Annotated in this window: 22 protein-coding genes; 3 read left to right on the top strand and 19 right to left on the bottom strand. The window is 68.9% G+C overall.

Annotated features, from left to right (window positions below; all coding sequences use genetic code 11):
- Positions 1 to 44: 44 nt before the first annotated feature.
- The 19 genes from LZ199_RS13105 to LZ199_RS13015 all read right to left on the bottom strand — a co-directional run bounded on the left by LZ199_RS13105 (position 45) and on the right by LZ199_RS13015 (position 22,023).
- Positions 45 to 1,682, bottom strand: a complete 1,638-nt coding sequence (locus LZ199_RS13105) for a sigma 54-interacting transcriptional regulator (RefSeq protein WP_253994011.1) — start codon at positions 1,680 to 1,682, stop codon at positions 45 to 47.
- A 92-nt stretch (positions 1,683 to 1,774) separates the two neighbouring features.
- Positions 1,775 to 2,749 (bottom strand): type II secretion system protein GspN, encoded by a 975-nt coding sequence (gspN, locus tag LZ199_RS13100; protein WP_253994010.1) that lies wholly within the window; start codon positions 2,747 to 2,749, stop codon positions 1,775 to 1,777.
- 3 nt (positions 2,750 to 2,752) lie between these two features.
- Entirely contained in the window at positions 2,753 to 3,310 is a 558-nt protein-coding gene (gene gspM / locus LZ199_RS13095; RefSeq protein ID WP_253994009.1) for a type II secretion system protein GspM, read from the bottom strand.
- 2 nt (positions 3,311 to 3,312) lie between these two features.
- On the bottom strand, positions 3,313 to 4,917 hold the full coding sequence (pilM, locus tag LZ199_RS13090; protein ID WP_253994008.1) for a pilus assembly protein PilM: 1,605 nt from the start codon (positions 4,915 to 4,917) through the stop codon (positions 3,313 to 3,315).
- A 1-nt stretch (position 4,918) separates the two neighbouring features.
- Positions 4,919 to 6,292, bottom strand: coding sequence for a type II secretion system minor pseudopilin (locus LZ199_RS13085; RefSeq protein ID WP_253994007.1), 1,374 nt, complete (start codon positions 6,290 to 6,292; stop codon positions 4,919 to 4,921).
- The gene (locus LZ199_RS13080; RefSeq protein ID WP_253994006.1) at positions 6,292 to 6,966 is read right to left on the bottom strand and encodes a type II secretion system protein GspJ; all 675 of its coding nucleotides are present in this window, start codon (positions 6,964 to 6,966) and stop codon (positions 6,292 to 6,294) included. Before LZ199_RS13080 ends, LZ199_RS13085 begins: the two co-directional genes overlap by 1 nt.
- Positions 6,963 to 7,886, bottom strand: a complete 924-nt coding sequence (locus tag LZ199_RS13075) for a type IV pilus modification PilV family protein (RefSeq protein WP_253994005.1) — start codon at positions 7,884 to 7,886, stop codon at positions 6,963 to 6,965. Before LZ199_RS13075 ends, LZ199_RS13080 begins: the two co-directional genes overlap by 4 nt.
- Entirely contained in the window at positions 7,883 to 8,626 is a 744-nt protein-coding gene (locus LZ199_RS13070) for a prepilin-type N-terminal cleavage/methylation domain-containing protein (RefSeq protein WP_253994004.1), read from the bottom strand. Before LZ199_RS13070 ends, LZ199_RS13075 begins: the two co-directional genes overlap by 4 nt.
- Positions 8,623 to 9,069 carry a type II secretion system protein GspG gene (locus LZ199_RS13065; RefSeq protein WP_253994003.1) on the bottom strand — a complete coding sequence of 149 codons (447 nt, stop codon included), beginning with the start codon at positions 9,067 to 9,069 and terminating at the stop codon, positions 8,623 to 8,625. Before LZ199_RS13065 ends, LZ199_RS13070 begins: the two co-directional genes overlap by 4 nt.
- 38 nt (positions 9,070 to 9,107) lie before the next feature.
- On the bottom strand, positions 9,108 to 9,539 hold the full coding sequence (gspG, locus tag LZ199_RS13060) for a type II secretion system major pseudopilin GspG (protein ID WP_253994002.1): 432 nt from the start codon (positions 9,537 to 9,539) through the stop codon (positions 9,108 to 9,110).
- A gap of 61 nt (positions 9,540 to 9,600) precedes the next feature.
- Positions 9,601 to 9,756 (bottom strand): hypothetical protein, encoded by a 156-nt coding sequence (locus LZ199_RS13055; RefSeq protein WP_253994001.1) that lies wholly within the window; start codon positions 9,754 to 9,756, stop codon positions 9,601 to 9,603.
- Positions 9,757 to 9,768: 12 nt separating this feature from the next.
- Positions 9,769 to 11,025 (bottom strand): type II secretion system inner membrane protein GspF, encoded by a 1,257-nt coding sequence (gene gspF / locus LZ199_RS13050; RefSeq protein WP_253994000.1) that lies wholly within the window; start codon positions 11,023 to 11,025, stop codon positions 9,769 to 9,771.
- A 40-nt stretch (positions 11,026 to 11,065) separates the two neighbouring features.
- Positions 11,066 to 12,880 (bottom strand): type II secretion system ATPase GspE, encoded by a 1,815-nt coding sequence (gene gspE, locus LZ199_RS13045; protein WP_253993999.1) that lies wholly within the window; start codon positions 12,878 to 12,880, stop codon positions 11,066 to 11,068.
- Between the two features lie 6 nt (positions 12,881 to 12,886).
- A complete protein-coding gene (gene gspD, locus LZ199_RS13040) occupies positions 12,887 to 15,478 on the bottom strand; it encodes a type II secretion system secretin GspD (protein WP_253993998.1) in 2,592 nt (863 codons plus the stop codon).
- A gap of 24 nt (positions 15,479 to 15,502) precedes the next feature.
- A complete protein-coding gene (gene gspC, locus LZ199_RS13035; protein WP_253993997.1) occupies positions 15,503 to 16,408 on the bottom strand; it encodes a type II secretion system protein GspC in 906 nt (301 codons plus the stop codon).
- Between the two features lie 193 nt (positions 16,409 to 16,601).
- Positions 16,602 to 17,996 (bottom strand): sigma-54-dependent transcriptional regulator, encoded by a 1,395-nt coding sequence (locus tag LZ199_RS13030; protein ID WP_253993996.1) that lies wholly within the window; start codon positions 17,994 to 17,996, stop codon positions 16,602 to 16,604.
- A gap of 31 nt (positions 17,997 to 18,027) precedes the next feature.
- Positions 18,028 to 19,053: a ParB/RepB/Spo0J family partition protein gene (locus LZ199_RS13025; protein WP_253993995.1), complete on the bottom strand. Its 1,026-nt coding sequence runs from the start codon at positions 19,051 to 19,053 to the stop codon at positions 18,028 to 18,030.
- 123 nt (positions 19,054 to 19,176) lie between these two features.
- Positions 19,177 to 20,523, bottom strand: a complete 1,347-nt coding sequence (locus LZ199_RS13020) for a TldD/PmbA family protein (RefSeq protein WP_253993994.1) — start codon at positions 20,521 to 20,523, stop codon at positions 19,177 to 19,179.
- Positions 20,524 to 20,541: 18 nt separating this feature from the next.
- A complete protein-coding gene (locus LZ199_RS13015; RefSeq protein WP_253993993.1) occupies positions 20,542 to 22,023 on the bottom strand; it encodes a TldD/PmbA family protein in 1,482 nt (493 codons plus the stop codon).
- 173 nt (positions 22,024 to 22,196) lie between these two features.
- Here LZ199_RS13015 and LZ199_RS13010 point away from each other — a divergent pair, with 173 nt between their 5' ends.
- The 3 genes from LZ199_RS13010 to LZ199_RS13000 are packed head-to-tail and all read left to right on the top strand — an operon-like array spanning position 22,197 to position 26,191.
- Positions 22,197 to 24,317, top strand: a complete 2,121-nt coding sequence (locus LZ199_RS13010; protein WP_253993992.1) for an FHA domain-containing protein — start codon at positions 22,197 to 22,199, stop codon at positions 24,315 to 24,317.
- 40 nt (positions 24,318 to 24,357) lie between these two features.
- On the top strand, positions 24,358 to 25,689 hold the full coding sequence (locus LZ199_RS13005; protein WP_253993991.1) for a cyclic nucleotide-binding domain-containing protein: 1,332 nt from the start codon (positions 24,358 to 24,360) through the stop codon (positions 25,687 to 25,689).
- Positions 25,690 to 25,696: 7 nt separating this feature from the next.
- The gene (locus tag LZ199_RS13000; protein WP_253993990.1) at positions 25,697 to 26,191 is read left to right on the top strand and encodes a hypothetical protein; all 495 of its coding nucleotides are present in this window, start codon (positions 25,697 to 25,699) and stop codon (positions 26,189 to 26,191) included.
- Position 26,192 lies beyond the last annotated feature (1 nt).

The raw sequence follows: 26,192 nt of genomic DNA, 5'->3' as shown, positions 1-26,192 counted from the left end.
CAACGATTCACCCCTGAACGACCCCGAAGCCGGGCAGCCCGCGACTACTCCTGCTCGTCCTGCTTCGTCAGGCCCCAGTCCTTCAGGCGCTTGAACAGGGTGGAGCGGGCCACGCCCAGCTCGCGAGCCACGCGCTCGCGGTTGTTGTTGTACCGGCGCAGCGCGGCCTCGACGATCTGCCGCTCCAGCTTCTCCAGCATCTGCTCCAACGTCATCCCAGGCGGCAGCTCCGGCACCGCGATGCCGGTCTCCTTGTTCATCTCCTGGTCGAACGTCAGGTCCGCCGCGTCGATGACCGGCCCCTTGCGGAACAGCAGCGCCCGGTGCACCACGTTGCGCAGCTCGCGGATGTTGCCCGGCCACGTGTGCCCCCGCAGGCGCTCCACCGCCGCCGTCGAGAAGCTCACCGTCTGCCCTCGCGGCGCGTACACCTTCACGAAGTGCTCGGCCAGCGCGGACAAATCACTCTTGCGGCTGCGCAAGGGCGGCAGGTGCAGCGGAATCACGCAGAGGCGGTAGTACAAGTCCTCGCGGAACTTGCCCTCGCGCGCAGCCGCGAGCAGGTCCAGGTTCGTCGCCGCCACCACCCGCACGTCCACGTGCATGGGCCGGCTGGCACCCACGCGCTTGATTTCTCCACTCTCCAGCGCGCGCAGCAGCTTCGCCTGCAGGTCCAGCGGCAGCTCGCCAATCTCGTCCAGGAAGAGGGTGCCGCCGTCCGCCTCCTCGAAGGCGCCCTTGCGCGCGTTCGCCGCGCCCGTGAAGGAGCCCTTCTCGTGGCCGAACAGCTCGCTCTCGATGAGCTCCTTGGAGATGGCCGCGCAGTTGACGGGGACCAGCGGCTTGTTCGCCCGCTGCGAGCACTGGTGGATGGCCTTCGCCACCAGCTCCTTGCCCGTGCCGGACTCGCCCAGAATCGTCACGGCCGCCGTGGAAGGCGCCACGCGCTCGATGAGGTCCGCCAGCCCCTTCACCGCCGCGTCGTTGCCGATGATGCCGTGGAAGGAGGCCACCTCCTTCTTGGACCCCGTCGCCGCCACCTCCAGCACCAGCTCCGTCTCACCGACGCGCAGCGTGGTGGGCAGCGTGACTTCCGCCTCGAACAGGCGCACCGGGCCCAGCCAGGTGCCGTTGGTGGAGCGCAGGTCCACGACGTGGAACGTGCCCTCCCGCCGGGTCACCTTCAGGTGCTTGCTGGAGGCGAACCGGTCCTGGAGGACCAAATCACAGCCCGGGTCCTTGCCCGCCGTGAAGCTGTCTCCAGTGAGCCGGTGCACCGACTCGTTCAGGCCCTGCTTCACGCGCACCTGCGCGGGCTGCCAGCGCGGCGCCTGCACGTCCTTCTGAATCGAGGTGGTGTGGCCCACCTCGGTGGCGACATCCGCGCCTTCACCGCCGCCGCTCAGCCGGAACACCGCGCGCCACTGGCCAAGCACCAGGTCCGCGCCGTCGGGCAGCTCCGCCTCGGTGACGGACGTGCCGCCCACCACGGTGCCCTTGCCGGAGAGGTCCTGCACCCGGCACCGCGTCCCGTCCCACAGCAGGGCCACCTGCTGGCGGCTCACCTCCGGGTCCGGAATGGCGACGTCACTCTGCTCGCCGCGCCCGAGCACCAACCGTGCCCGGTCCACGCCCACCCTCAACACCTCCTCGCCACGACGGAAAAACACCAGCTCCGGCATCCCGCGACCCTCCTGTGCGCCCGCGCTTTACACGTCCCGACACGCTGACTTCAACCCCACGCGTCGGGTCGGGCGCTTCACCGGGCCGCGGCCTACCGACGGGGCAGGAAGGTGGGCCGGTTGAGGAAGCCGCCAAGCCTGGCCGCCCGGAAGCTCGGGTCCTTCTTGTCCGGGGGGAAGATGGTGATGCCCGCCGCCAGCAGACCCAGCCGCTTCTGCGCCTCCGGGTCCAACCGGAGATTCACGTCCATGGCGGGCTCGCTGTACTCCAGCCGCTTGCCCAGCTTCAGCGTGCCGGTGGCCAGCGCCTCCACGTCCTCACCCTTCAGCCTCAGCTCTTGCACCGTGCCCAGGCCCTTCTCGAAGTTGATGCGGCCCACCAGCGCGCCGAGCGCCACCTGCGGCAGGTCCATGGGCATCGAGTTGCCCCCGCCCATGGGGATGGACGCCTTGCCACCCTTGATGATGAGCCCCTGCGAGTCGAGCGTCAGCTCACCGTTCGCCTGGGACAGGTCCGGCTCCGGGCTCTTGCCCTTGGGCAGCGTCAGCGACAGCACGCCGTTCAGCTCACCGTCCAGGTCCATCCCGAGGAAGGCGGGCAGGTTGCCGCCGCTGGCCTTGAGCCCCTCCATCTCCGCGCGGACCTTCATGTCACCCAGCCAGCCCATGGAGCCCACCACCGTGCCACCCAGCGCGTTGGCGCGCACCGCCAGGCCCGGAGGGAAGAGGGTGGGGCGCACCGCCAGGCTGTCGATGACCACCGCCTCGCCCAGCTCCGCGGCGCCCGGGAGGGTGCCCTCGCCGCTGACGAGCGCCGCCAGCGTCTCCGCGCTCAGCGGCTGGGGTGGCTTGCTCACCCGCAGATTGGTGGCCGTGACACCCGAAAGCCCCGGCCGCAGCGAGCCGATGCGCACGGCGAGCCCCGCCTGCGCCGCTTCGGACACGAGGCGCGTGCGCACCGTGTCGTACGGGAAGGTGAGGAGCAGGCAGAGGATGAAGGCCACGAGCGCGAACGCGCCGTAGCCCAGGATGACCTTCCAGCGAGCGGGCTTGGTGTCAGAGGACATGGGTTATTGCTTCATCCGGTAGGTGGCCACGGTGGTCCACGCCGTCAGCGTGTCGTTCGGCCTCGGTTCGATGCGCAGGTACTTCACCTTCACCACGCCCGGCCCGCTCTCCACCGTGCGCATGAAGTCCGTCAGCTTGCGCAGGTCCACGTCGGAGAACGTCAGCTCCACCGAGCTCTCCATGATCTTCCCGTCCCCTACGCCCACGTCGCCCTTGGGCGTCATGTTGGGGACCTGGAGCCCGGCCGCCGTGGCCTTGTCCTCGATGTACGAGATGAGCTGCACGTTGCTGGACGTCAGCTGCGTCTCCACCGCCTGCCGCGACGCCTGCGCCTCGCGATAGCTGGCCGCCAGCGCCTGCACCTCCTGCAGCTTCGTCAGCTTGTCCTGCGTGCGCTTGCGATAGCCGGACGCGCTGTTGGCGAACGTCATCAGCACCGCGAACACCACGAACACCGCCACCGCCGCGCCGGCGATGGACACCATCCGCCGCTCGCGGTCACTCAGCCGCTCGAACCACGTCTGCACCGGCGCGAGCACTTCCTGAAGCTTGTTGGCCATGACTAGCTCTCCCCCCCTTCCGCACCCGGGCACTGCACCTGGACGTCCAGGCGGAACGTCACCTTCTGCCCGTCGCGGGTGCGCTCCACCTTGCCCTGCTTCACTTCCTTGAAACACGCGTGGTTCTTGAGCGCGTTGGACAGCGTGTCCACCTGCTTGGAGGAGTCCGTCTCCCCCTGGAGGATGACGCGGTCCGTGTCTATCTGGATGCGGTCGAACTTCACCGGCAGGTCCGCGGGCACCTTCTGCGTCACCTCCGCCAGCAGGTTCACCGCGGACATCCGGGGCAGCGCCGCCGCCGGGCTCTCCACGCCCTTGAGCAGGTTCAGCGCGCGGTTGTAGTCCTTCTCGCACTTCCCGAGGATGCGCTGGGTCGTCTCGCACAGCGCCGCGTCCACCTGCGCCTCGCGCCGCGACAGCACCGAGTTGCGCACCACCCCGAAGGCGATGAGCAGCAGGAGCAGCGTGGCCGCGAAGGATGCCAGCAGGCCCAGCTTGTCCTTCACGTAGTCGAAGTCACCCTTGAAGGCGAGCTCGCCCCGTCGGTAGTTGAAGCGCGGCGCGCGAGCCCCGGAGGCGTTGCCACGCAGCGCCAGCGCGTAGGCCTGAGCCGCGGACGGCTGCTCCGCGGGAGCAATGGCCTCCGCCGTGTCGGCGGGAAGCGCGAGCACGCGCACCGGCAGGTTCAAGTCGCGGGAGAGCTGCTCCGCCAGGCCCGGCATCCGCGCCGAACCGCCGCACAGGACAATCGCGCCCACCTGCTGACGGCTGCGCGCCGTGTACGACTTCAAGGTGGGGCGCAGCTCGCGCAGCACCGGCTGGAGCCCGCGCACGAAGGCCGCCGCCGCGCGCTCCGCGTCCGGCCCCTGCGCCGCGCTGGCCAGGGCCCCATGCTGCTCCTTCCAGTGGTGTGCCTCCGCGAGCGACGTCTGGAACTCCGTCGCCAGCGCCTTGCTCAAGTCCTTGCCGCCGCCCGCGAAGGTGCGCGCGAACTGCACCCCCGTGCCCGGCCGGCCGATGGCCACCGAGGTGCGCTCGTGGCCCATGTCCACCACCGCCACCACGTTGCCCTCGCCGGTGCCCTCGAAGAGGCCGGCGGCCTGCTGGAGCATGTTCTGGTAGGCCAGCGCCGGGTGCGTGACGATGCGCGGGTCCACCTTCAGCTCGCCCAGGAGCTCCAGCAGCCCCTTCAGCTCCTGCTGGCGCACCACGCCCACGATGAGGTCGCTGGCCTTCTCCTTCCCGTCCGTCTCCTTCTGTCCGACGATCTGGTAGTCGTAGACGACGTCGGAGATGTCGAACGGGAGCAGGCTGCCAATCTCGAAGGGGAGCGTCGCTTCAATGCGCTTCCCGTCGGAGAACGGCAGGCCCAGCGTGTGGGTGATGAGCGCGGGGCCGGGCAGGGCGACCACGACCTGGTCGGGGTGACCGGGTGGCAGTTTGCCAAGCAGCTCCTGCACCGCGGCGCGAAGCGTGTCGGCGCGCTCGCCCTCCTGGGCGCGGCGCACCTCCACGTAGCTTCGGGTGGCGTGTCCTTTCGTCCGCGCCTCAAGCACCACGCCCTTCACGGAGTGGCTGCCCAGGTCGAGGCCAAGAATGCGGGCCATGCTATTCCTCTCTCCAGTACAGGAGCCTGCCCAGCGTGTCGTCCAGCCGGACCACGGCGGTCAGCGTCTTCTGCACGCTGCCCGCCTCTCCCACGGATTTGATGGTGAACGTCTGACTCTTGTCGCCGATGAGGCGATTGCCCGCCACGTTGGACTTCACGGCGGGATTGACGACGATGCCCGCGCTCTCCACCACGGCGACGAAGTCCTGCACGCCCATGCCGAAGAAGCTGAACATGCGCGCGCTGCGGATGCGGGTGATGAGCTCGTTGAGGAACACCGGGTCCTTCAGGCGCGGGTCCGGCCTGGCCGGGTCCGCCACGGACATGATGGCCAGCCCCATCATCACCGGGTCATCCGTGTTGATGTTGGGCCGGGAGTTGATGTCCGGGTACACCGTGAGCCTGTCACGGAACGCCGTCATGAACTGGTCATTCACCCCGTGTACCCGGTACAGCTCGTCGATGCTGTCGAAGCGCGCGTTCTTCGGCTCGTAGTTCGGCTCGTAGCGACTGTAGGGCGAGCCCTCGTCGGAGAAGCCGGAGGGCATGGGGTTGACGGGGTCCGTCGGGTTGATGGTGGAGCCCGTCTCGTCGTCGTCCGCCCAGTCCTTGATGGCCAGCATCACGTCCTGCGGATTGCTGCGCACCTTGTTCGCGTCGTCGCGCTCCCACAGGAACTCGAAGCGCTTGTCGCCAAGCATGTCCATCATCCGCAGCGCCGTGGGGAGCGCGTCACCCGCGCCCGCGACCAGCCGGTGCACGTTGAGCTTCTCCTCCTCGTCGGAGATGGTGGACAGGAAGCAGCCCTCGAAGCCGCCGAACGAGCGGCGCGTCATCTGCTGCGACATCTCCCGCGACGCCGGGTCCTCGCCGTCCTTCATGTCGAAGTTCGGGTCGTCCTCGTCCACCGCCTCCAGGGGCGGCGCGTCGTTCTCGGGTTCCTGACCCTCGCTCTTCACCATGCCCTTGAGCATGTGGCAGTCCACGCGCGCCATCCTCCAGAGCTGGAGGTTGAGCGACGCCGGCTGCGGGGTGTTGCCCTGCGCGCCCTGGTTGCCCAGGAGGTTGCCCAGGAGCGCCGCGGGGTTGGGGATGGGCGTCTGGTCGACCTGCTTCTGGAAGCGAAGCAGGAGCCGCGACAGCGCCACGCCCGAGCGCGCCATGTAGTACGCGCGCACCTCGTCCCGCTGGTTGGCCGCGAGTTGGAGATCCACGCGGCTGTTGTAGGCGAACTCGGTGGCGATGACCGTCAGGAGCGCGATGGACACCACCGCGATGATGAGCGCCACGCCACGCGAGCGCGGCTCCCCACCGGGGACCTTGGAACCGGGACGGCGCCGCCGGGGCGCCTGCTGGAAGAAGGGCAGGGGCATCAGTACCTCGGCAGCTCGGTGTTCAACATGATGCGCGTCTGGGTGGAGTAGCGCGCTTCCTTGCCCGTCTCGTCCACGGCGGTGATTGTCATCCGCACGCGCGTGGGCAGGATGGTCTTCTGCTCCGTGCGCCGGGTGTCCCACTCGTCATCCCACTCCTTCTTCTCGGAGTTCCAGTACTCGAACTCCAGCTTCTTGGCGCCCTCGAACAGCACGTCCGTCGTGCCGCCTCGGTCCATGCGGTCATCCACGTTGGGATTCGCGCGGCGCTTGATGTCCAGGCGGCCCTTGGCGGCCCGGTCGTCGGAGGGCTCCATGAAATACTCCACCACCGCCTGGTCGGACTCCTTCACGTCCGTGTACAGCCGCTGATGGGCGAACGTGGTGAACAGGAGCCGGTCGCTCTCGCCCACGAAGTTGGTGGGGCGGTCGTTCTGGTCCCGGAAGCGCTTCAGGTCGAACCTGTCGCTCACGTACGCGGAGCCGATCTCCCGCGCCATCCGGTTCATGGCCACCCGGACCTGCCGGTAGCGGTCCGCGTCCGTCTCCACCGACTCCTTCGCCGTCAGGCCCGTCTGGAAGGCCATGGCCACCACCGTGCCCATCAGGGCGGTGATGGCCACCGCCACCATGACCTCCATCAGCGTGAAGCCACGCGCGCGCCGGGCCGTCATCGGTTGTTCCTCGTGCCGGGGAAGTTCGGCATCGACGGGCGATTGCCTCCGAAAATCCCGCCGCCCTGACCACCGCCCGGGACGATGCCGCCGTTGCCGCCGCGCTGCTGCGGGTTGCCACCATTGGCCTGCTGCAGCCACTGCGAGCGTTGCATCAGCGGCTTGCGCGTCTGCGGATGGAGCATGGTGCCGTTGGGGCCGGGGATGGGGTTCTGGACAATCAGCCCCGAGCTGTCGGGGTCCACCCACTGGTTGTCGGCGCCCGCCGTGGTGCCCTGCGTGGCCGTGAAGCCGCCGTTGCGGTCCGAGCCCGGCCCGAGCGACACCACGTGCGTCACCAGGTCGATGTTCTCCAACTGGGTGCCCTCCTGCCAGTACACGGTGAGGTGCACCTCGCGCACCGTCTGGGTGAGCTGCTGCACCATCTGCGTGAACATGGGCTGCGCCATGCCCATGGCCGCGCCGCCCAGGCCACCGCCCGCGGGCTGCGGTCCGCTGGAGGCGCCGTCCTTGCCGCCTCCCGCTCCGCCACCGAACAGGCTGGCGATGCCGCTCATCGGGTCGTCCGAGTCCCCGCCGCCGATGGGCAGGTTGAAGAGCGCGCCGATGAGCTGGTCGGGCGACACGCCGTCCAGCTTCGGGGCGATGATGCGCGCCTTCCACTTGAACTGGGACCAGCCCTCGTCGGAGAAGTCACCGGACTCCTCGTCGTCGTCGGGCGAGAAGCCGTCGTCGTAGAGCTTCTGCTCCACGTCCGTCATCTTCGCGCGCGCCAGGAGCGAGGCCACCGTGAGGCGCTTGGTGTAGACGTGGTTGGACACCGCGCCCGCGTTCAAATCGAAGATGGCCATCAGCGCGAGCCCGAGGATGGCGAGCGCCACGACGACCTCCAGCAGCGTGAAGCCTCCCGTGCGTTTCATCGCGGCACCTCCAGGATGTCGTTCGCGATGTTCACCTTCCCGGTGAGCGGGGACACGTCCAGCGTCCAGGCGTTGTCGCCCTGGCTCACGTAGACGTACGCCTTCTCCGTGTAGCCCTGCGGGAAGAAGTAGAGATAGGCCACGCCGTTGTCGACCGCCTCCTTCTGCTGGCGCGTCCACACGGACACGCGCACGTCCGCCGGCAAATCACGGGCCGGCACCTCCTCGGAGGTGAAGGACGAGAACTTCGCCGCGTTCTGCACGCGCTCCTTCTCTCCGTCCATCAGCTCCTGCGCGCTGGGCGTCTCTCCGCCCGAGGCCAGGTAGCTGCGGCGCTCCTCGTTGCCCTGGGTGCTGCCCCGGTTGGAGCGCTTGGACTGCTCACGCTCGCGGTTCTCGTCGCGCAGGGCGGTGTCCCGGTCTCTCGCCGTCGTCACCGCGCTCTCCGCGCACTCGGCATGGTAGCGCGTGGCCTTCTCCTCCTTGGGGTCCGGAATCTCGAACACCAGCCGGCACGTCTTGCCGCGCAGCGCCGCCGAGTCGTAGAGCGAGCGGATGGTGCCCGCCAGCTCCCCCGCGGCGCCCTTGGCCTTGGCGCCCGTGAGCGAGCCGATGCCCATCACCGCCGCGGAGAACAACATCGCGACGATGATGATGGCGATGGAGATCTCGATGAGCGTCAGGCCGCGCTGGGCTCGGTGGAGCACGCGCTGCCGGGTCACCGTCGTCACACGCTTCATGGCTGCCCCCAGTCCGCCAGCACGCCCCCGCTGCTCAAATCCGCGTCCAGCCCCTCGCCGCCCTTCTTGCCGTCCGCCCCGTAGGACAGGACCGCGCCGTTCTTGCCGTCCATCCAGTAGACGTACGGGTGGCCCCACGGGTCCGACGGCACGGCGCTGATGAGCTTCGCTTCGATGAGCGGCGTGAAGCCCTCTTCCTTGGCCGGGAAGTAGCCCATCAGCCGGTGGTGCGCCTTGAACAGGCCCTCCAGCTTGCGAATCTCTCCGCGCGCCCGGCGCTGCTCCGGCGCGAGCGAGCGGTCGTCCGTCACGTACACGAGGACGAACGCCAGCACGGTGGCCACGACGAAGATGGCCGCCAGCAGCAGCCGCCCCTTCGTCTGGGAGCGCAGGGCCCCCGCGGGAGAGGGCATCTGGGATGGAAGTGAGGTTTGCACGTTCATGCCCGAAGCCCTGTCAACACGCGGGGTGCGCTACTTCTTCACTTGTTGTTGGCGGTGGCGTTGTCCGCGGAGGAGATGTCCGCGTCGTTGCCCTCGCCGCCGGCGGTGCCGTCCGCGCCGTAGGAGATGATGACGGGCTTGCCGCCCTCGTTCAGGTACACGTAGTCGTTGTTCCACGGGTCCTTGGGCATCTGCTCCAGCGACTGGGTCTCCACCAGCGCGTTGAGGCCCGAGGACGTGTCCGGGTACTTGCCCTTCTTCGTGTAATAGAGCTTCAGCGCACCCTGGATGCTCTTGATGTCCAGCGAGGCCCTGTCCCTGCGGGCCGCCTCGAGCTGCGGAATCACCGCCACGCCGACGGCGGCGGCGATGAGGCCGAGGATGGTGATGACCACCATGATTTCGATGAGGGTCATGCCGCGGCGGTTGCGGTTGCGGCGGCGCTGCTGCGAGTGGGTGTTCTGGCTCATGTCTGCTCTCACCTCGGGGTGACTTTCTGGCAAGCCACCGCTTCGTGTTCAGGACTTCCTGTCAGGGTGCCCGGGGGCCGTCCACCACCCCGGCGGGCGGCACCGCGGCCCGGGGCCCGTAGAGTCGGGCCCCCACCGTCACCAGCGCCGCCGCGAGGGCAATCATCGCCGCGAGCGTCGCGCGCTGTATCCAACGGTCGAGCGTGTCATTCGTCATGGCCCTGGCACCTCACCGGATGGCCGAGTTCACCTGGAGAATCGGCAACAGGATGGAGAGGGCGACGAATGCAATCACCGCGCCCATCACCACGATGAGCAGGGGCTCGAGCAGCGAGGTGAGTGCGCCGATGCGCACGTTCACCTGCGTCTCGTAGTTGTCAGCGACGTTGGTGAGCATGTCCTCCAACTGCCCGGAGCGCTCTCCAATCGCGACCATGTGGTACACCAGCGGCGGAAACTCACCCGAGCGCTTGAGCGGGGTGGCGATGCTCTCGCCCTCGCGGATGGAGTCGCGGGCCTTCTCCACGACTTCGGCCAGCACGGTGTTCGTCATGATGGCCTTGACGATGTCCATGGCCGCCAGCAGCGGGACGCCGCTCTTGAGCAGCGTGGACAGCGTGCGGGCGAAGCGGGAGATGGACAGCAGGCGTACCAAGCTGCCGACGATGGGCGCCTTCAGCACGAAGCGGTCCCACTTCGGCTTGCCCTTGGGGCTCTTCGTCCAGCGCATGAAGAGCCACACGCCCAGCGCCATCACCGGCACGGCGACGAACCACCAGTTCTGGAAGAAGTTGCTCGTGGCGATGAGGATCCGCGTGCTCAGGGGCAGGGTGGCCTTCATCGTCTCGAAAATCTTGGTGACTTTCGGAACGACGAAGACCATCAGCGCCACGAGGATGCCGCCGCCCACCACCATCATGATGGCGGGGTAGAGCATGGTGCTGAGGATCTTCTGCTGCAGCCGGGCCTGGTTCTCCGTGAAGTCGGCCAGGCGCGTGAGCACCGCGTCCAGCGCGCCGGACGCCTCGCCCGCGCGCACCATGTTCACGTAGATGTTGGGAAAGATTTTCGGGTGCTGCCCCAGCGCGTCCGCCAGCGTCGAACCCTCGTTGACGCGCTGCTTGATGTCGGAGAGGGCGCGCTTGAAGCGCTCCTTCTCCACCTGGTCGACCAGGGCGGTGAGCGACTCCACCAGCGTGACGCCGGCGCCCAGCAGCGTGGAGAGCTGCCGGGTGAAGATGGCGACGTCGTCGGTGTTGACGCGGCCGCGGCCCAGCTTGCGCAGGTCGATGTCGCGCGCCACCTGAGACGCGTTGGCGCCCTTGGACACCGCGCCCCGGCTGCCTTCCGCCTGGGCGAGCACGTCCGTGAGGAACACGCCGTCCGCGCGCAGCTTGGAGCGCAACGTCTTGGGCGAGTCGGCTTCCAGCAGACCCTTGATCTGCTTGCCCGCGGAGTTGAGACCTCTGTACTCGAAGACCGGCATGGCTCGATGACCCCGGCTCCTCCCAGGGAGGAGCTGTCGGTTACATGTCCTCCTGGGTGATGCTCAGCACTTCGGCGATGGTCGTCTCGCCCAGGGCAATCTTCCGCGCGCCGTCCTCCAGCAGGGTGATCATCCCCTTGCTGGTGGCGGACTTCTTGATGGTGGAGGCGTCCACGTTCTTCAGCACCAGCTGGCGCACGTCGTCGTCCACGGGCAGGAACTCGTAGATGCCCGTGCGGCCGCGGTAGCCGTTGCGGTTGCACGTGGGGCAGCCCACGGCCTTGTAGATGCGGTCCGTCCCGTAGCGCGCCTTGAACGACACCAGCGAGTGTCCCAGCTCCTTCAGCTCCACGTCCGTGGGCTGGTAGGCCACGCGGCAGTCGGGGCACACCCGGCGCACCAGTCGCTGGGCGAGGATGCCGGTGAGCGACGAGGCCACCAGGAAGGGCTCCACGCCCATGTCCACCAGACGGGTGACGGCGCCCGCCGCGTCGTTGGTGTGCACCGTGGAGAGCACCAGGTGGCCCGTGAGGGACGCCTGGATGGCGATCTCCGCCGTGTCCTTGTCGCGAATCTCGCCCACCATGATGACGTCCGGGTCCTGGCGGAGGAACGAGCGCAGGCCCTGGGAGAAGGTGAGGCCAATCTTCGGGTTGATGGCCATCTGGCCAATGCCCTTGAGCTGGTACTCGACCGGGTCCTCGACGGTGAGGATGTTCAGGTCCGAGGTATTGATTTTCGACAGGGCGCCGTAGAGCGTCGTCGTCTTGCCGGAGCCCGTGGGGCCGGTGACGAGGACGATGCCGTGCGAGCGCTTGATGACCGCCTCCATCGCGTGGAGCGTCACCTGGCTCATGCCAATCTCCGCCAGGTCCAGCAGCGTCGCCGTCTTGTCCAACAGACGCATGACGATGCGCTCCCCGTTCGTGGTGGGGATGGTGGACAGACGGATGTCGATGTCGCGGCCGGCCAGCTTGATGCGGATGCGGCCGTCCTGCGGCAGGCGCTTCTCCGCGATGTTGAGCTGCCCCATCACCTTCACGCGGCTGACGATGGCGTTCTGGTAGCGCTTGGGCGGCTTGATGACTTCCTGGAGCACACCGTCCACGCGGAAGCGCACCAGCAGCTCGCGCTCCATGGGCTCGATGTGGATATCGCTCGCGCGCTCCTTGGCGGCGCGGAAGAGCACGGAGTTCACCAGCCGGATGACCGGCGCCTCGTCGTCCGTGTCCAACAGGTCCTGCGGCTCGTCCAGTTCGTGCGCGAGCGCGTCCAGGTCCTGCGTCTCCATCTCGTCGACCAGCTGCTCGGCCTCGTTGATGGAGCGGTCATAGACGCTGTTGATGGCGTCGGTGATGGTGGAGGCCAGCGCGAGCCGGGGGCTGATGCTCTGCCCCAACAGCAGCCGCGCGTGGTCCATGGTGGACGTGTCCAGCGGGTCCGCCACCGCCAGCACCACCGCGTCACCCTCCACGGACAGCGGGAGGATGTGCGACTGCTTGGCGAAGTTGATGGGGATGCGCTTGACCAGCTCCGCGTCCACCTCCTCCGTGAAGATGCGCGCCAGGTAGGGCAGGTCCAGCTGGTGCCCCAGCGCCTTGACGACGTCCTCCTCGGAGACCGCCTTGAGGCCCACCAGCACCTCACCGATGCGCCCACCCTTCTCCTCCTGGGCGGCGAGCGCCTCGCGCAGCTTCTCCTCGGTGAGCGAGGGGACGAGCGCGCGGAGGATCTCCCCCAGGGGCCTTCCGCAGAGGAAGGCCTGCCCGTGGGAGACGACCTGGGTGGAGTCGTTCCGAGCGGCGGTCGCGCCAGATGCCATGGTGGCGAGAGTGGGGTCGGCGGTCACGTTCATGGGCTCTTAGTTCCCCGATTCAGGCTGGATGCGCAGGCGCTCTGGCGACGCGTCTCCGGAGGACTCCGGAGCCGGCGCTTCGGGCGTCGGGGCCGCGGGGGGTGACTCTTCGGAACCCCCGGCGGGCGGTGCTGCTTCCCGCACCTCCGGCTCACGCGACTGGGAAGGCGTGGGCCGCGCGGGCTGCGTGGTGTTCTGGCGAGCAGGCGGCGTCGCCGGGGTCTGTCCCGCGCCGGGCCCGATGATGCGCTCCCCGTTCAGGCCTGGACCGCCGTTCTCCGCGCGGTTGCGCTCCCGGATGACGGCCTGGTTCATGCGCGACAGCGGACCGGGCTTGCGGCTGAAGTCCACCGCCACGTCGTAGCCCGGCACCTGGCCGTAGAACTGCTCCACGAACTGCTGACGCTCCTTCATCTTGCGCTCGAAGATGATGCGGAAGTCCTCCGGGCCCCGGATGATGTAGGGCGTCAGGAACAGGAGCAGGTTCGTCTTCGTCTTCTTGCGCGAAGTCTCGCGGAAGAAGTTGCCGATGATGGGGATGTCGCCCAGCACCGGGACCTTGGTGACGGACTCAATGGTGCGGTCCTGCATGATGCCGCCCAGCACCACCGTCTCCTGGTCCTTGGCGATGACCGTCGTCTTCGCGCTGCGCTTGCTCGTCGTCGGACCGAGCACCGGGTCATTGGAGGCGATCTCCTCCGTCTGCTCGGTGATGACCATGCGGATGTAGTCGCTGTCGTTGATCTGCGGCTTGACGGTCAGCTTCAGCTCCACGTTCTGGCGCTGGATGGGCGCGTACAGCGAGCCCAGGCCGCCCAGGCCCGCGAGCAGCGACGGGTTGAGGCCACCGGCCGCGCCGCCAGCACCGCCCACCTGGGAGCCCAGGGAGGAGGGCGAGAAGCCGGACTGGAAGGGCACGTTCTGGCCCACCGTGATTTCCGCCTCCTCGTTGTCGCTGGTGAGGATGTGCGGGGTGGAGAGCACGTTGACGTCGGAGCTCTGCTGCATCGCGTGCAGCACCACGCCGAAGGCGGGGATGTCCAGGCCCAGCTTCTCCAGCGCCGGAATCACCGGACCCTGCAGACCCGCCAGGAAGCCGCCGAAGGACGCCAGGTTCGCCAGGCTCAGCGAGGGCGGAAGCCCCTGGCCGCCGTTGTTGGTGCCAATCAGGCCGGGCGCCGCGCCCCGGTCGGTCTGGAGCGCGAAGCCGCTGTGCAGGTTGACGCCGAACTCGGCGTTGCGGTCCAGGTTCACCTCCATGATGACGGCCTCGACGAACACCTGGCGGCGCGGCGTGTCGAGCTGCTGGATGACCTGGACGATGTTCTTGTAGTCCGTCTGGCTGGCGACGATGACCAGCGAGTTGGTGCCCTTGTCCGCCGAAATCTTCACCTCGCCGCTGAACAGCTCCGCGGCCTGGGTGGTGCCGGTGGGACGCGGGGCGCCCTGGGGCATGTTCGGCATCGGCGAGCGCGGCCGGTTCGCGGTGCCCTGGGCCAGCGACTGGAGCGTGCTGGCCAGCTCCTCCGCGTTGGCGTTCTCCAGGTAGTAGACGTTGATGCGACCGCCCGTGCCGGAGGGGATGTCGATCTGCGTGACGATGTCCTGGATGCGCTCGAACGCGGCGGGGCTGGCCACGATGATGAGCTTGTTGGTGCGCTCGTCCGGGATGATCTGCGACAGCGTCACCGGCCCGGCGGAGGCCTCCTGGCCGCCCGAGGCGGGCTGCGCGATGACCTCACCACCCGGCTGACCCGGCGGCGTGCTGCCCGGGGTGAACGTCCCGGGGCGCTGACCGGGGCGTGCGCCCTTGGCCTCGAAGAGGCGCTGCACCGTGGTGGCCACGTCCTGCGCGGACGCGTACTGCACCTGGATGACGCGCAGCTCGTCGCTGGCCGCGCGCGTGTCCAGCTGGTTGATGAGGCGCTCCAGGCGGTGGATGTTGGAGCCCACGTCGTTGACGATGATGGTGTCCGGCGGATACGGGATGGTGTCGCCGTCTTTGGACACCAGCTGCTGCAGCACGCCGCGCAGCGGCTCCACCTCCACGTTGCGGATGCGGAACAGCTTGGTGATCATCTGCTCGTTGGTCGTGTACGGCTGGCCGTCCTCGACGATGGTCGGGATGGGGTTCTGCTTCGCCGAGCGCTTGTCGACGATCTTCATGAAGCGGCCGTACTGGTACGCGGCCAGGCCGTTGGCGTCGAGCGAGGCCAGGAAGGCGGAGTAGAACGCGTCCGCGTCCACTTCGACGCGGCCGTTCTCCGGGCCGATGATGGAGATCTTTCCGCGCACGTTCTCCGGGAGGATGAAGGTGCGGCAGGTGGCGTCGGCGACCGTCTGGACGAGCTTTTCGATCTCCACCTTGTCGAAGTAGATGCCGTAGCGCGCGTTGCGCCGGGCCTCCTCGCACGTGGGCGTGCGCCGTGAACCCTGGTTGGTCTCGTCGGCGCCCGTGGGCGGCGACTGGGGAGTGATGGTCCGCTCACCCGGCGCGGCAGGCGCGGAGGAGCCGGGCGGAGGGGGGCGGCGCTGGGCCTGCGCGGGGACGGCGAGCGCGAGGCAAAGGCAGAGCATCCAGGACGGGAGCGTCTTCATGGAGGAGCGGGCGCGGCGTGGGGTTTAACGGACGTTGTAGGACTTGCGGATCGGCGCGCCGTTGCGCTCGATCTCGATTTCGATGCGGGATGAGTCCTTCATCTTCGAATAGACCTCGAGCGCCTTCTCGGGGCTGTTGAGGTCGAATCCGTTGATGCGGCGGATGACGTCGCCGTTCTGGACTCCAATCTTGGAGTAGATGGAGTCCGGGCGGATGGAGAAGAGCTTGAACCCCACGGCCTGCCCGTCCTTGAAGGCGGGGACGATGCGCGCCTGCATGGCGACGTCGTTGAGGTTGTTGAGCGTCTTGTCGATTTCCGCGCGCGGCACTTCGTACTCGTTGTCGCTGACCGCGCGGATGCCGCTGGTGGACGTGGTGTTCGTCTGCGCCACCGGAGGCGTGGGCGGCGTGAAGGCCTGCGCGCCGTCACCCGGGTTGCCGTCGATGAACTCCTTGCGGCCCCCGTTGACGATGATGACGCGCTCACGCTCGATTTCGAGCACGGTGGCGCCCTGCAGGGCATTGCCCACCATGTACGTCTGCGAGCGCTGGGTGACCATGTCCTGGATGGAAGCGAAGGACCAGTCGGGGTTGCCGGCGACGAGCGTGCCGAGCAGCTTCACGCGAAGTCCACTCTTCACCGGGGCCGCGTTGGGGTCGACCTGAGGCGCGGTGGGTTCCGCCACCGCGACCTCCGGCTCCGGAATCTTGATGCCAGTCACCCGGGACAGCTGCTCCATGTCCGGCAGCGCCAGTGCGGACTGGGCTGGCCGGGTGTTGGCGGGCGCGCGCGAAGCGGCCCCCGACGTAGGCACCGGGGAGATGGCGGATTCGACGAACAGGTTCACCGTCTTCGCCGCCAACAGCGCGACGAGGAGGACGAACAGCAGGTTCACCGTCCAAAAGTATTTTCGAAAGAAGAGTTCCATCACGCTTCCGAGAGAAAGCCGAACCCGTGGAGAGCAAGCCAGGTGCCACCGCGGGCCAGTGGGGCCAATCAAGGGGGACGGCCAAGCGCTCGAAATTATTCCGGAATGAAGGGCCGCTCCGGGCGACTGAGCGAGCTGCCCCGAGCCTTGGGACAAATTGTCAAAGCCAGGTGGGGGCCTTTGTGACGGCCTGTCAGTCCTCGCTTCCGCCGGTGGAGGGCTCGCCGCCGTTGGACTGCTCGCGCTCCAGCTTGCGGTAGATGGTGCGGGCCGCGATGCCCAGCAGCCGGGCGGCCAGCGTCTTGTCGCCCTTGGTGTGGCGCAACGTCTCGTGGATCACCCGGCGCTCCACCTCTTCCATGGGTGTTCCAATGGGAATGACCAGCTGGGACGCGGCGCCGAGCGGGCCCTTGCGCACCGACTCGGGCAGGTCGCTGGCCTCCAGCACCTCGCTGCGGGCCAGCACCACCGCGCGCTCGACGGCGTGCTCCAGCTCCCGCACGTTGCCGGGCCAGGCATAGTTCTCCAGCGTCTGGAGCGCCTCTGGGGAGAAGCCGCGCAGCACCTTGCCGTTCTTCACGGCGAAGCGGCGCAGGAACGCGTCCGCCAAGAGGGGGATGTCCTCCCGGCGCGAGGCCAGCGCGGGCACGCGGATCTCCACCACGTTGAGGCGGTAGTAGAGGTCCTCGCGGAAGCGCCCCTCCGCCACCTCCTTCTGGAGGTCCTTGTTGGTGGCGGCCACCAGCCGCACGTCCACCTTCACTATCTGCGTGCCGCCCAGCCGCTCGATTTCGCCCTCGGCCAGCGCGCGCAGGAGCTTCACCTGGGCGGGCAGCGGCATCTCTCCGATTTCATCCAGGAAGAGGGTGCCGCCGTGGGCGCGCTCGAAGCGGCCCTCGCGACGGGCCACCGCGCCGGTGAAGGCGCCGCGCTCCACGCCGAACAGCTCCGCTTCCAGGATGTTCTCCGGCAGCGCGCCGCAGTTGACGGCGACGAAGGCGCCCTTGGCCCGGCTGGAGAACTCGTGCACCGAGCGCGCGGCCAGCTCCTTGCCGGTGCCGGACTCGCCCAGGAGCAGCACCGTGGCGGTGGAAGGCGCCGCCTGGCGGATGGTGTCCAGCATGGCGCGGAAGGCGGGGGACTGGCCCACCATGGTGCGCCCGCCCGCGGCGCTCATCTCCGCCAGCTTCGCCTTGAGCGTCTGGTTCTCGGAGACGAGGGCCCGCTTCTCCAGCGCCTTCTGCACCGCCTTCACCAGCGAGTGGCGCTTGAGGGGCTTGGTGATGAAGTCGTAGGCGCCGTCCTTCATCGCCGCCACGGCCGTCTCCACCGTGCCGTAGGCCGTCATCAGCACCACCTCCACGTCGGGGCGGATGGTGCGCGCCGCGCGCAGCAGCTCCTGCCCGTCCATGCCGGGCATCATCAAGTCGGTCACCATCACCGTGACTTCGGGCCGGCGCAAGAGCTCCAGCGCCTCCGTCCCGTTGGCGGCCGACAGCGTGGCCATGTTCTCCCGCTGGAAGATGCGCGTCACGGAGTCGAGGTTGGCGCGGTCGTCATCGACGACGAGAACGGTGGAGGTGGTCATGTTGGGCGCCGCTTCTTGCAATCCCCGTTCCCTAGCCGTGCTCTTCGTCCGACTCAACAGGGCCACCGCCCATCCGGCCGATGTCCTCGCGCTTGACGGACTCCAGGTTGAACTTGAGCGCGCTGGCGAGCATCCGGTCCAGGGTCTCGTCGAAGTCGGGCTTGCCGCCATTCTTGCGGAAGCGCAGGAAGTTGATGCGGGCGACGACGAAGTTCTTCAGGTAGGGGCTCTGCATGCCCCGCTCCTTGAGGCCGTTGACGACGGCCACCACGGCGTCGTCCAGCTCCAGGAGCCGGTCCGCCCGGGCCTCGCGCAGGGCGAGCGCGTCCACGAGCGGCTTGTCGAGGAAGTCCTCCACCACCTTGACGAAGGGGTGGTAGGCGCCCGCGGAGAAGCGGGGGCGCTTCTCGTACGCGGCGCCCAGCGTGACGAAGGCGGGCTCCTCGAACAGGTGCGCGAAGGCGGTCTCCTTGCCTGCGCGGCCCGCGCCCACGAGGCCCCGGTACATGCGGACCACCTCCAACGAGCGCTCCTTGAGGTTGTGGGCCTTCTCCGTGTTGAGGGCGAGGATTTGGTAGGCCACGTCCTCGTCGGGGAGCAGCAGCGCGACGATGGACTTGGCGCCCAGCAGCTTGCTCGCGTGCAGGCGGTGGTTGCCGTTGGGCGTCCAGTACCTGCCGTCCTTGCGCACGGCGATGACGGGGTCCAGGAAGCGGTCCAACCGCTCCATGGCGCTGGCGAGCCGCTTCACGTGGGGCTCGGACAAGTCCCGCTGGTACGGAGTGGGCTCCACCAGGTCGATGGGCAGCACCGCGAGCACCACCGGGTGGCCGCCCAACGGCTCGCGGTAGACGCCGAGCACCTCGCCGCCATCGGTGCGCACGGCCTCGAGGATTTCGAGGGGGTACTCCACCGAGTCGCTGGCCACGTCCGCGGGCGTCAGGCCCCGGGACTTGGGGACCGCCTTCTTGCGGCGGGGCTTGCGAGGGGTGCTGGGGGTGGCCGGCTTCGCCTTCGGGGCGGCGGCCGTCTTCTTCCGTGCGGACTTCGCTGCCATGGGTGCGCCCTCCTGCGCTGCGGACGAAAGGTGTAGCCGGAGGCCCTGACATGCGCCTCCCCCACCGAGTGGGGGAGGGTGGCCTCCCGCGTCGTCCACGCTAGGGGGACGCGGGAGGTAGGGCTACTCTCCCGAGAGGGTGAGCTGCCGGAAGCGGACAGTGGGGGCGCCCACCGTGCCGCTGCGGAACTGCAAGTCGTTGCCGACGCCGTCCATGTCCTGGAGCATCTTCAGGACGTTGCCGGCCACCGTGACTTCCTGCACCGCGTGCGTCAGCTCGCCGTTCTCAATCCAGAGGCCGTTGGCGCCCGCGGACAGCTCGCCCGTGACGGGGTTGGCGCCGTGGCCGAGCAGCGACGTGACATAGAAGCCCCGGTCCACCTCGCGGATGAGCTGCTCGGGCGGGGTGGTACCCGCCTCCAGATAGAGGTTGCTGGTGCCGATGGAGGGCAGCGCGCTGTAGCCGCGCTTGGCGTTGCCCGTGGGCCGCGCCTTCGCCTTGCGCGCGGTGAAGGCGTCGTAGAGGAAGTTCGACATGACGCCCCGGTCGATGATGGGGGTGCGCCGCGTGGGCACTCCCTCTCCGTCGAAGGGCGCGGTGGCCAGGCCCCGGGGCAACAGGCCGTTGTCCACCAGCGTGACGTGCTCGCTCGCGAGCCGCTTGCCCTGGAGCGATGCCAGCATGCTGGCCTGCTGGTGCACGGCGTTGCCGCTGGCCGCCCTGGCCACGCCCGACATGAAGGACGCGGTGACGAGCGGGTCGAAGAGCACCGGCACCTGCTGTGTCTTCACGCGCTTCGCACCCAGCATCCGCACCGCGCGCCGCGTCGCCTCGCGGCCGATGGACTCCGGCGACGCCAGGTCCGAGAGGAAGCGCTTGTAGTCCAGCCAGTAGCCCTTCTGGAGCTGGCCCTCCGCGGCGGCCACCGGCAGCGCGTACAGGTACACGTACGTGCCCGAGTAGCCCCCGGTCATCCCCTCCGACGACGCGACGTACACCTCGGACACGAAGTCCCCGGCGCCCACCGCGTTGAACGTCGTCACGCGCGAGTCCTCATCACGCCCCGCCTTCTCCATCTCCAGCGCGGCCTTCACCTTCCAGTCGCCGGGGAGACTCGCCACGGCCGGGTCATACAGCTCGCCCGTGTCGCCGAAGCGGCCCAGCTCCTTCACGCCGGGCAGGCCGTTGAGCTTGTTGGGCGCGGCGGCCTCGGCCAGCTTCAGCGCCTGGTCCACGAGGAGGTCCAGGCCCGAGGGCTCGAAGTCCGACGTGAAGGCGAAGCCGAGCCGGTCCTTCACCACCACGCGCAGGCCCACGCCCTTGGACGTGGACTGGGTGAGGTCTTCAATCTGTCCCTCGCGCACGCTCACCTTGCTCTGGCGGCTCACCTCCAGGAACGCTTCGGCCTGACGGGCGCCCTTCTTCACGGCGCGCTGGACAATCTTCTTCGCGAGCTTCTGGTAGTCCATGGTGTCTGGCGCTCTCTCTCAACCGACCTGGGTTCCGCCGACGGTGACGTTGTCGATGCGCACCGTGGGCAGCCCCACGCCCACCGGCATCGACTGCCCGTTCTTCCCACACACGCCCATGCCCGGATCCGGCTGTGGATCATTCCCCACGCGGGACACGTTCTTCATCGCCTCTGGCCCCACGCCGATGAGGATGGCGTTCTTCACCGGACGACCCAGCTTGCCGTCTTCAATCTGGTACGCCTCGCTCACCTCGAAGACGAAGTTGCCGTTGCTGATGTCCACCTGCCCGCCGCCGAAGGTCGCGCAGTACAGGCCGCGCTTCACCTCCTTGAGGATGTCGTCGGGGTGGTGGTTGCCCGGCGCGAGGAACGTGTTCGTCATGCGAGGAATCGGCAGGTGCCGGAAGGACTCGCGCCGCCCGCTGCCCGTGGAGCGCTGCCCCATCAGCTTCGCGTTGAGGCTGTCGTAGAGGTAGCCCTTGAGCACGCCGTTCTCGATGAGGACCTTGCGCTCGCCCGGGGTGCCCTCGTCGTCGATGTTGATGGAGCCGCGCCCGCTGGACACCGTGCCGTCGTCGATGACGGTGACGAGCTCGGAGGCGACCTTCTGCCCCAGCTTGCCGGCGAACAGCGACGTGCCCTTGCGGATGAAGTCCGCCTCCAGGCCGTGGCCCACCGCCTCGTGCAGGAGGATGCCGCTCCAGCCGGGCGCCAGCACCACCGTCTGCGGGCCCGCCGCGCAGTCCACCGCGCCGATGGTCGCCACCGCCTGCCGCGCCGCCTCACGCCCCACGTCCTCCGGCGGGAAGGTGGCCCAGTGGGTGAACGGCACCCGGCCGCCGCCGCCGTACGAGCCCGTGCGCCGCTCGTTCTTCTTGCCCTGCGCCACCACCTGGATGGACATGCGGCACAAATCCTGGGTGTCCTCGGAGTAGCGGCCCTCCGTGTTGGCCACGGCGATTCGCCGCGTCTGGTCCACGTAGCCGCCGTTGACCTGCGTCACCCGCGAGTCGAAGGCCCGCGCCGCCTGGTCCGCGCGCGTCAGCAGGGACGCCTTGAGTGACACCTCCACGTCCGACAGCGGGGTGGGGACGCGGTAGTGGCTGGGCACCGCGACGCGGGAGACGGGGAACGCGCGCTCGGAGCCCTGGCCCTGGGCAATCATCGCCGCCGTGGAGGCAGCCCGCAGCAGCGCGGGCTCGTCCCAGTCGTCGGAGAAGGCGTAGCCGACCTTGCCGCCGGAGATGACCCGCACGCCCACGCCCTGCACCAGGCCCGTCTGGGCGCTTTTGATGCGCGACTCCTCCAGCACCACGCTGGTGCTGTGGGTGCGCTCCACGTAGACCTCCGCGAAGTCACCCCCGCGCTCCATGGCCACCGAAAGCAGCCGCTCGAGCAGCGCCTGGGGCAGCAGGGGGGCAGGCGAGGGCTGCCGGACCGCCGGGGGGGCGAGCTGGGAAGAAGGGGCGCGTCGGGTCGGCGCGGACGCTCGGGGCATTCGGGAACTCCCTCGGTGAAGCGTTGGGGGTGTGGAAACCTACATAGGAGGGGAAATCTCCCGGAGCAACGGACAATGGCCCCCGTTCTTTCCCCAGAGGCGGGCCTGTCGCATTCCCACCGTGGGTGCGCCGCTTTAAGATGCCGAGCGTTTCGGAACCTGGACCCCACCCCATGCCTGCTCGTCCTCCATCCTCTCCTCGCGCTGGCGCCGGCCGTTCCGGCGGTGACGCGGGGGCGGACTCTCCATCGGCGAAGCCGTCAGCCCAGGCTCGCCCTCCGCGCGAGGCGTCCCCCGCCGACGAGGATTTCGCCGCACCTCCTTCCGGGGATGATGGCCCCGATGGCCCCGCCAACCCGGAGCTGTACGGTGACGCGCAGCCTCCGCGCTCCCGCACGGACGAGACGCGCGTGGGCGCCGTGCCCGAGTCGCGCGAGGAGGAGTCGCGCCGCGACGACGATGACGACAACTCCGAGTCCACGCGCGCCGGGCCGCCGGTGCAGATGCTGGTGCTGGCCGGGCCGGACCGGGGGCGCAAGAAGCGCTTCCAGGGCGTGCGGATGGTGGTGGGGCGCGGCAAGGACTGCGACTTCGTGCTCGACGACCAGTCGGTGTCGCGCCGGCACCTGGAGCTCGTCTACGGCCAGGCCGGCGTGGCGATGCGGGATTTGGGCAGCATCTCCGGCACCCAGGTGAATGACCAGCGCGTGGACGAGTGCCTCCTCAAGCACGGCGACGAAATCGCCATGGGGAAGACGCGCCTGCGCTTCGTGGACGAGGCGGAGCAGATCAAGGAGATGCGCGCCCAGGCGGAGGCGCGCGAGGCGGAGGAGAAGCGCGAGCGCGAGGAGGCCGCCAAGGAGAAGGATGAAGCCCGGAAGGCGGCGGGCGCGGCGCGGGGTACGGACGTGGATCCGAATGATCCCCGGCTGAACGAGATGACCAACGCCAACTACCGGGTGCCGGAGTCCCTCCAGGACAAGGGGGCGAACAACAAGGGGAAGGGCGCCATCGCCATCCCCCGTCCCAGGCCGCCTCCCCGGAGCGCCGTCACGGGCGGTGGTGGGGCGAACTCGAAGACGAAGCTGCTCATCGGCGTGGGCGGTGGCCTGGTGGTGCTGCTGATGATGGGCCTCTTGTTGACGCCCTCGGCGCCTCCGCCTCCTCCTCCAGTCGACCCGAACATCGAGCGCGCGAAGCTCTTGATGCAGAAGGCGCGCGAGGCGGTGCGGGCGGACGACTACGCCAACGCGGTTCGGCTGGTCGAAGAGGCGGAGAAGCTGCGGCCGGGCGCGGACGAGGAAGGCCTGGGCCGGGCGGCGAGCAAGCAGCTGGAAGTCATCCAAGCCTTTGACTCCGTGCGCGCGCTGATGACGGCCAACCAGTTCGACGAGGCTCGCGCGAAGCTGGAGGCCGCGCCGCAGGGCACGGCCAAGATGGACGACATCCGTCGCAAGCTGGAGACGGAGCTGGAGGAGAAGGACGCCGCGTTTCGCATCCAGCAGATGGAGGAGGCGCTCGCGGCCAGAGACCCGGAGGCGGCCCGGCCGCTGCTGGCGAAGGTGCCGGACCTGAACCGGCCCGCCTACTCGCAGAAGCTCCTGGACCTGGAGGCGGAGCTGGCGAAGGAGTCCGCGGACGGCGCGCGCAGAGACCGCGCCAACCGCGAGCGCGCCGCGATGAACGCCAAGGAGCAGCGCAAGCTCTTCCTCGAGGAGGCCTTCACGGATGTGGAGCGCCGCTTCAACGGCGGGGACTACACGCGCGCGGTGCTCGAGTGCGACCGCGTCGTGGAGAAGTACAAGGCGGAGAAGGACGTGAAGGAGCGGGCGCGCCAGTTGAAGACGCTCATCCCCCAGTTCCAGCGCTCGCTGGATGACGCGCAGAAGAAGCTGGCGTCCAACGCGCTGGAGTCCGCGTCCAAGCCCCTGCGTCGGGCGGCGGAGCTGTACCGGCAGATTGGCTTCCAGGGCTCGCTGGGCAACACGCTGGATGAGCAGCTCGCGTCGGCGGCCCTGGCGGCGGGACAGGCCGCGCTGAAGAAGGGCGACCTGTCCGGCGCGGGGATGAACTTCCGCGAGGCCCTGCGCCTCAACCCCGGGGACCGGCGGGCCCGCGACGGCCTGGACGAGCTGCAGAAGAAGGTGGAGGAGCTCTACATGCGCGCGTATATCGAGCGCGACAGGGACCCCGCGTCCGCGGCGGTGAAGTTCAAGATTGTCATCGAGACAGCGCCCGACGGCTCGGATACGAAGCGCAAGGCCGAGATGTACCTGAGCGAGATGCAGCCGTGAGCGGCCCTGCCTCAACAACGAAGGTTCGTGGAGAGATGGGATGAGCGAGTCGTCGCTGCGTGAACTCGGAATGGACCTCATCGAGGAGCGCCAGTTCGAGCGCGCCCTCGCCGTGTTCGCGGAGGCCGTACGTCGCGTCCCCGCGGACCACCGCTCGCGGATGATGGCGGCCCGGTGTCTGGCGGAGCTGGGCGAGCGTGAGCGCGCCGTCACGTCGTACCACGCGTGCGCGGAGGGCCTGTTGCGCCGCGACTACCTGCTGTCCGCCATGGCCGCGTGCAAGCAGGCCCTGGACCTGGCTCCCAACGAGCGGCGCCTGAAGGACACGTTGATTCGCGTCCACTCGCGCGCGGTGCGCAGCGCCCCGGGCCGCGCCGCCGTGCCCCCGCCGCTGCCGCCGGAGACGCTGTACGACGGCAAGGTGGAGACGGACCTGATGGGCCTCGTCGGCGAGGAGCTGTCCAACCGCGCCATCGAGGTGCTGGCCGCGCCGGACCCGGGCGGCTCGGCGGACCCCAACAGCCGGCCCCCGCTGCCGCTGTTCGCGGACCTGGACCGCGAGGCCTTCATCGACCTGGTGGGCCGCATGGCCTGGCGCCGGGTGCGGCCCGAGGAAGTCGTGAGCCGCGAGGGCGAGCCGACCGACCACCTCTACGTGCTCGTCGCGGGCAAGGCGGAGGTGACGCGGCAGATGGACGGCGAGGCGAGGACGCTGGGCTTCCTCGGCGGCGGCTCCATCTTCGGCGAGATTGCGCTGCTGACGGGCGCGACTCCCACCGCGACGGTGGCCGCGGTGTCGGACACGGAGGTCTTCGAGATTCGCCGCGAGCACCTCAACGCGGTGGCCAAGACTCACCCGGCCGTCCCGCAGATTCTGGCGGACTTCGCGCAGCAGCGCATGGCGCGAAACCTGATGGCGACCTCGCCCATGTTCCAGACGCTGCCGGAGTCCGAGCGCGGGGCGATGCTCCAGCGCTTCGCCTTCCGCGCGCTCCAGCCGAACGAGAAGGTGCTGGTGGAGGGCGAGCACTCGCCGGGCCTGTTCCTCGTCCTGGCCGGCGAGCTGGTGGTGCAGAAGGAGGACCCGGCGGGCGGCACGGTGACGCTGGGTGTGCTGCGCGAGGGCGATGTTGCGGGGGAGATCTCCCTGCTGTCGGGCCTGCGCGCGTCCGCCACCGTGGCGGCCACGCGCAAGACGGCGGCGGCCTTCCTGGAGCGCAACGCGTTCCACGAGCTGGTCCGGACCTTCCCGCACATCCGCACGTACCTGGAGCAGCTGTCGGAGCGCCGCCTGAAGCAGATTGGCGAGGCGCTCCGGCCGCTGGAGATCATCGACGCGGACGAGCTGGTGCTCGAGCCCGAGGCGGCGTGAGGAGCACATGGTGATGTTGTCGCGTTCGAAGGTGGTGGGGGTGGCGCTGGCGCTCGTCGCGGCCGGCGCGGTGCTCTTCTTCTGGCCGCGCCGGGAGCCGGGCGTCCCGGAGGCCATCACCCGGCAGGTCATCACCATGACGCGCGCCGCGGAGCAGAAGGACATCTCCGGGGTGATGGAGGGCGTGTCCGAGCGCTTCAAGACGGACGGTGGTTGGGACAACCGGCAGGTCCGGGGCGTGCTCACGGGCCAGGTGCTGCGCGGCCAGTGGGTCCGCATCTTCACGACGAACCTGGAGGTGCACGAAGTCTCGCCCTCGCAGGGCGACTTCCAGGCCCGCTTCATCTTCGGGCGCTCCCAGGCGGACAACCTGAAGGACCTGGCGGCGGACAGCGTGCTCAACGCCTACCTCATCGAAGGCACGTTCGAGAAGGAGACGGACGGTGAGTGGCGCATCGTCCGCGCCAAGTACCGTCCGCTGGAGGCGTCGGAGTTGCTGTAGT

It is taken from the genome of Myxococcus qinghaiensis, from assembly GCF_024198215.1.
Classification (GTDB): domain Bacteria; phylum Myxococcota; class Myxococcia; order Myxococcales; family Myxococcaceae; genus Myxococcus; species Myxococcus qinghaiensis.
Note: the sequence above shows the minus strand (reverse complement) of the source record. Positions and strands in the feature narration are given on the sequence as shown.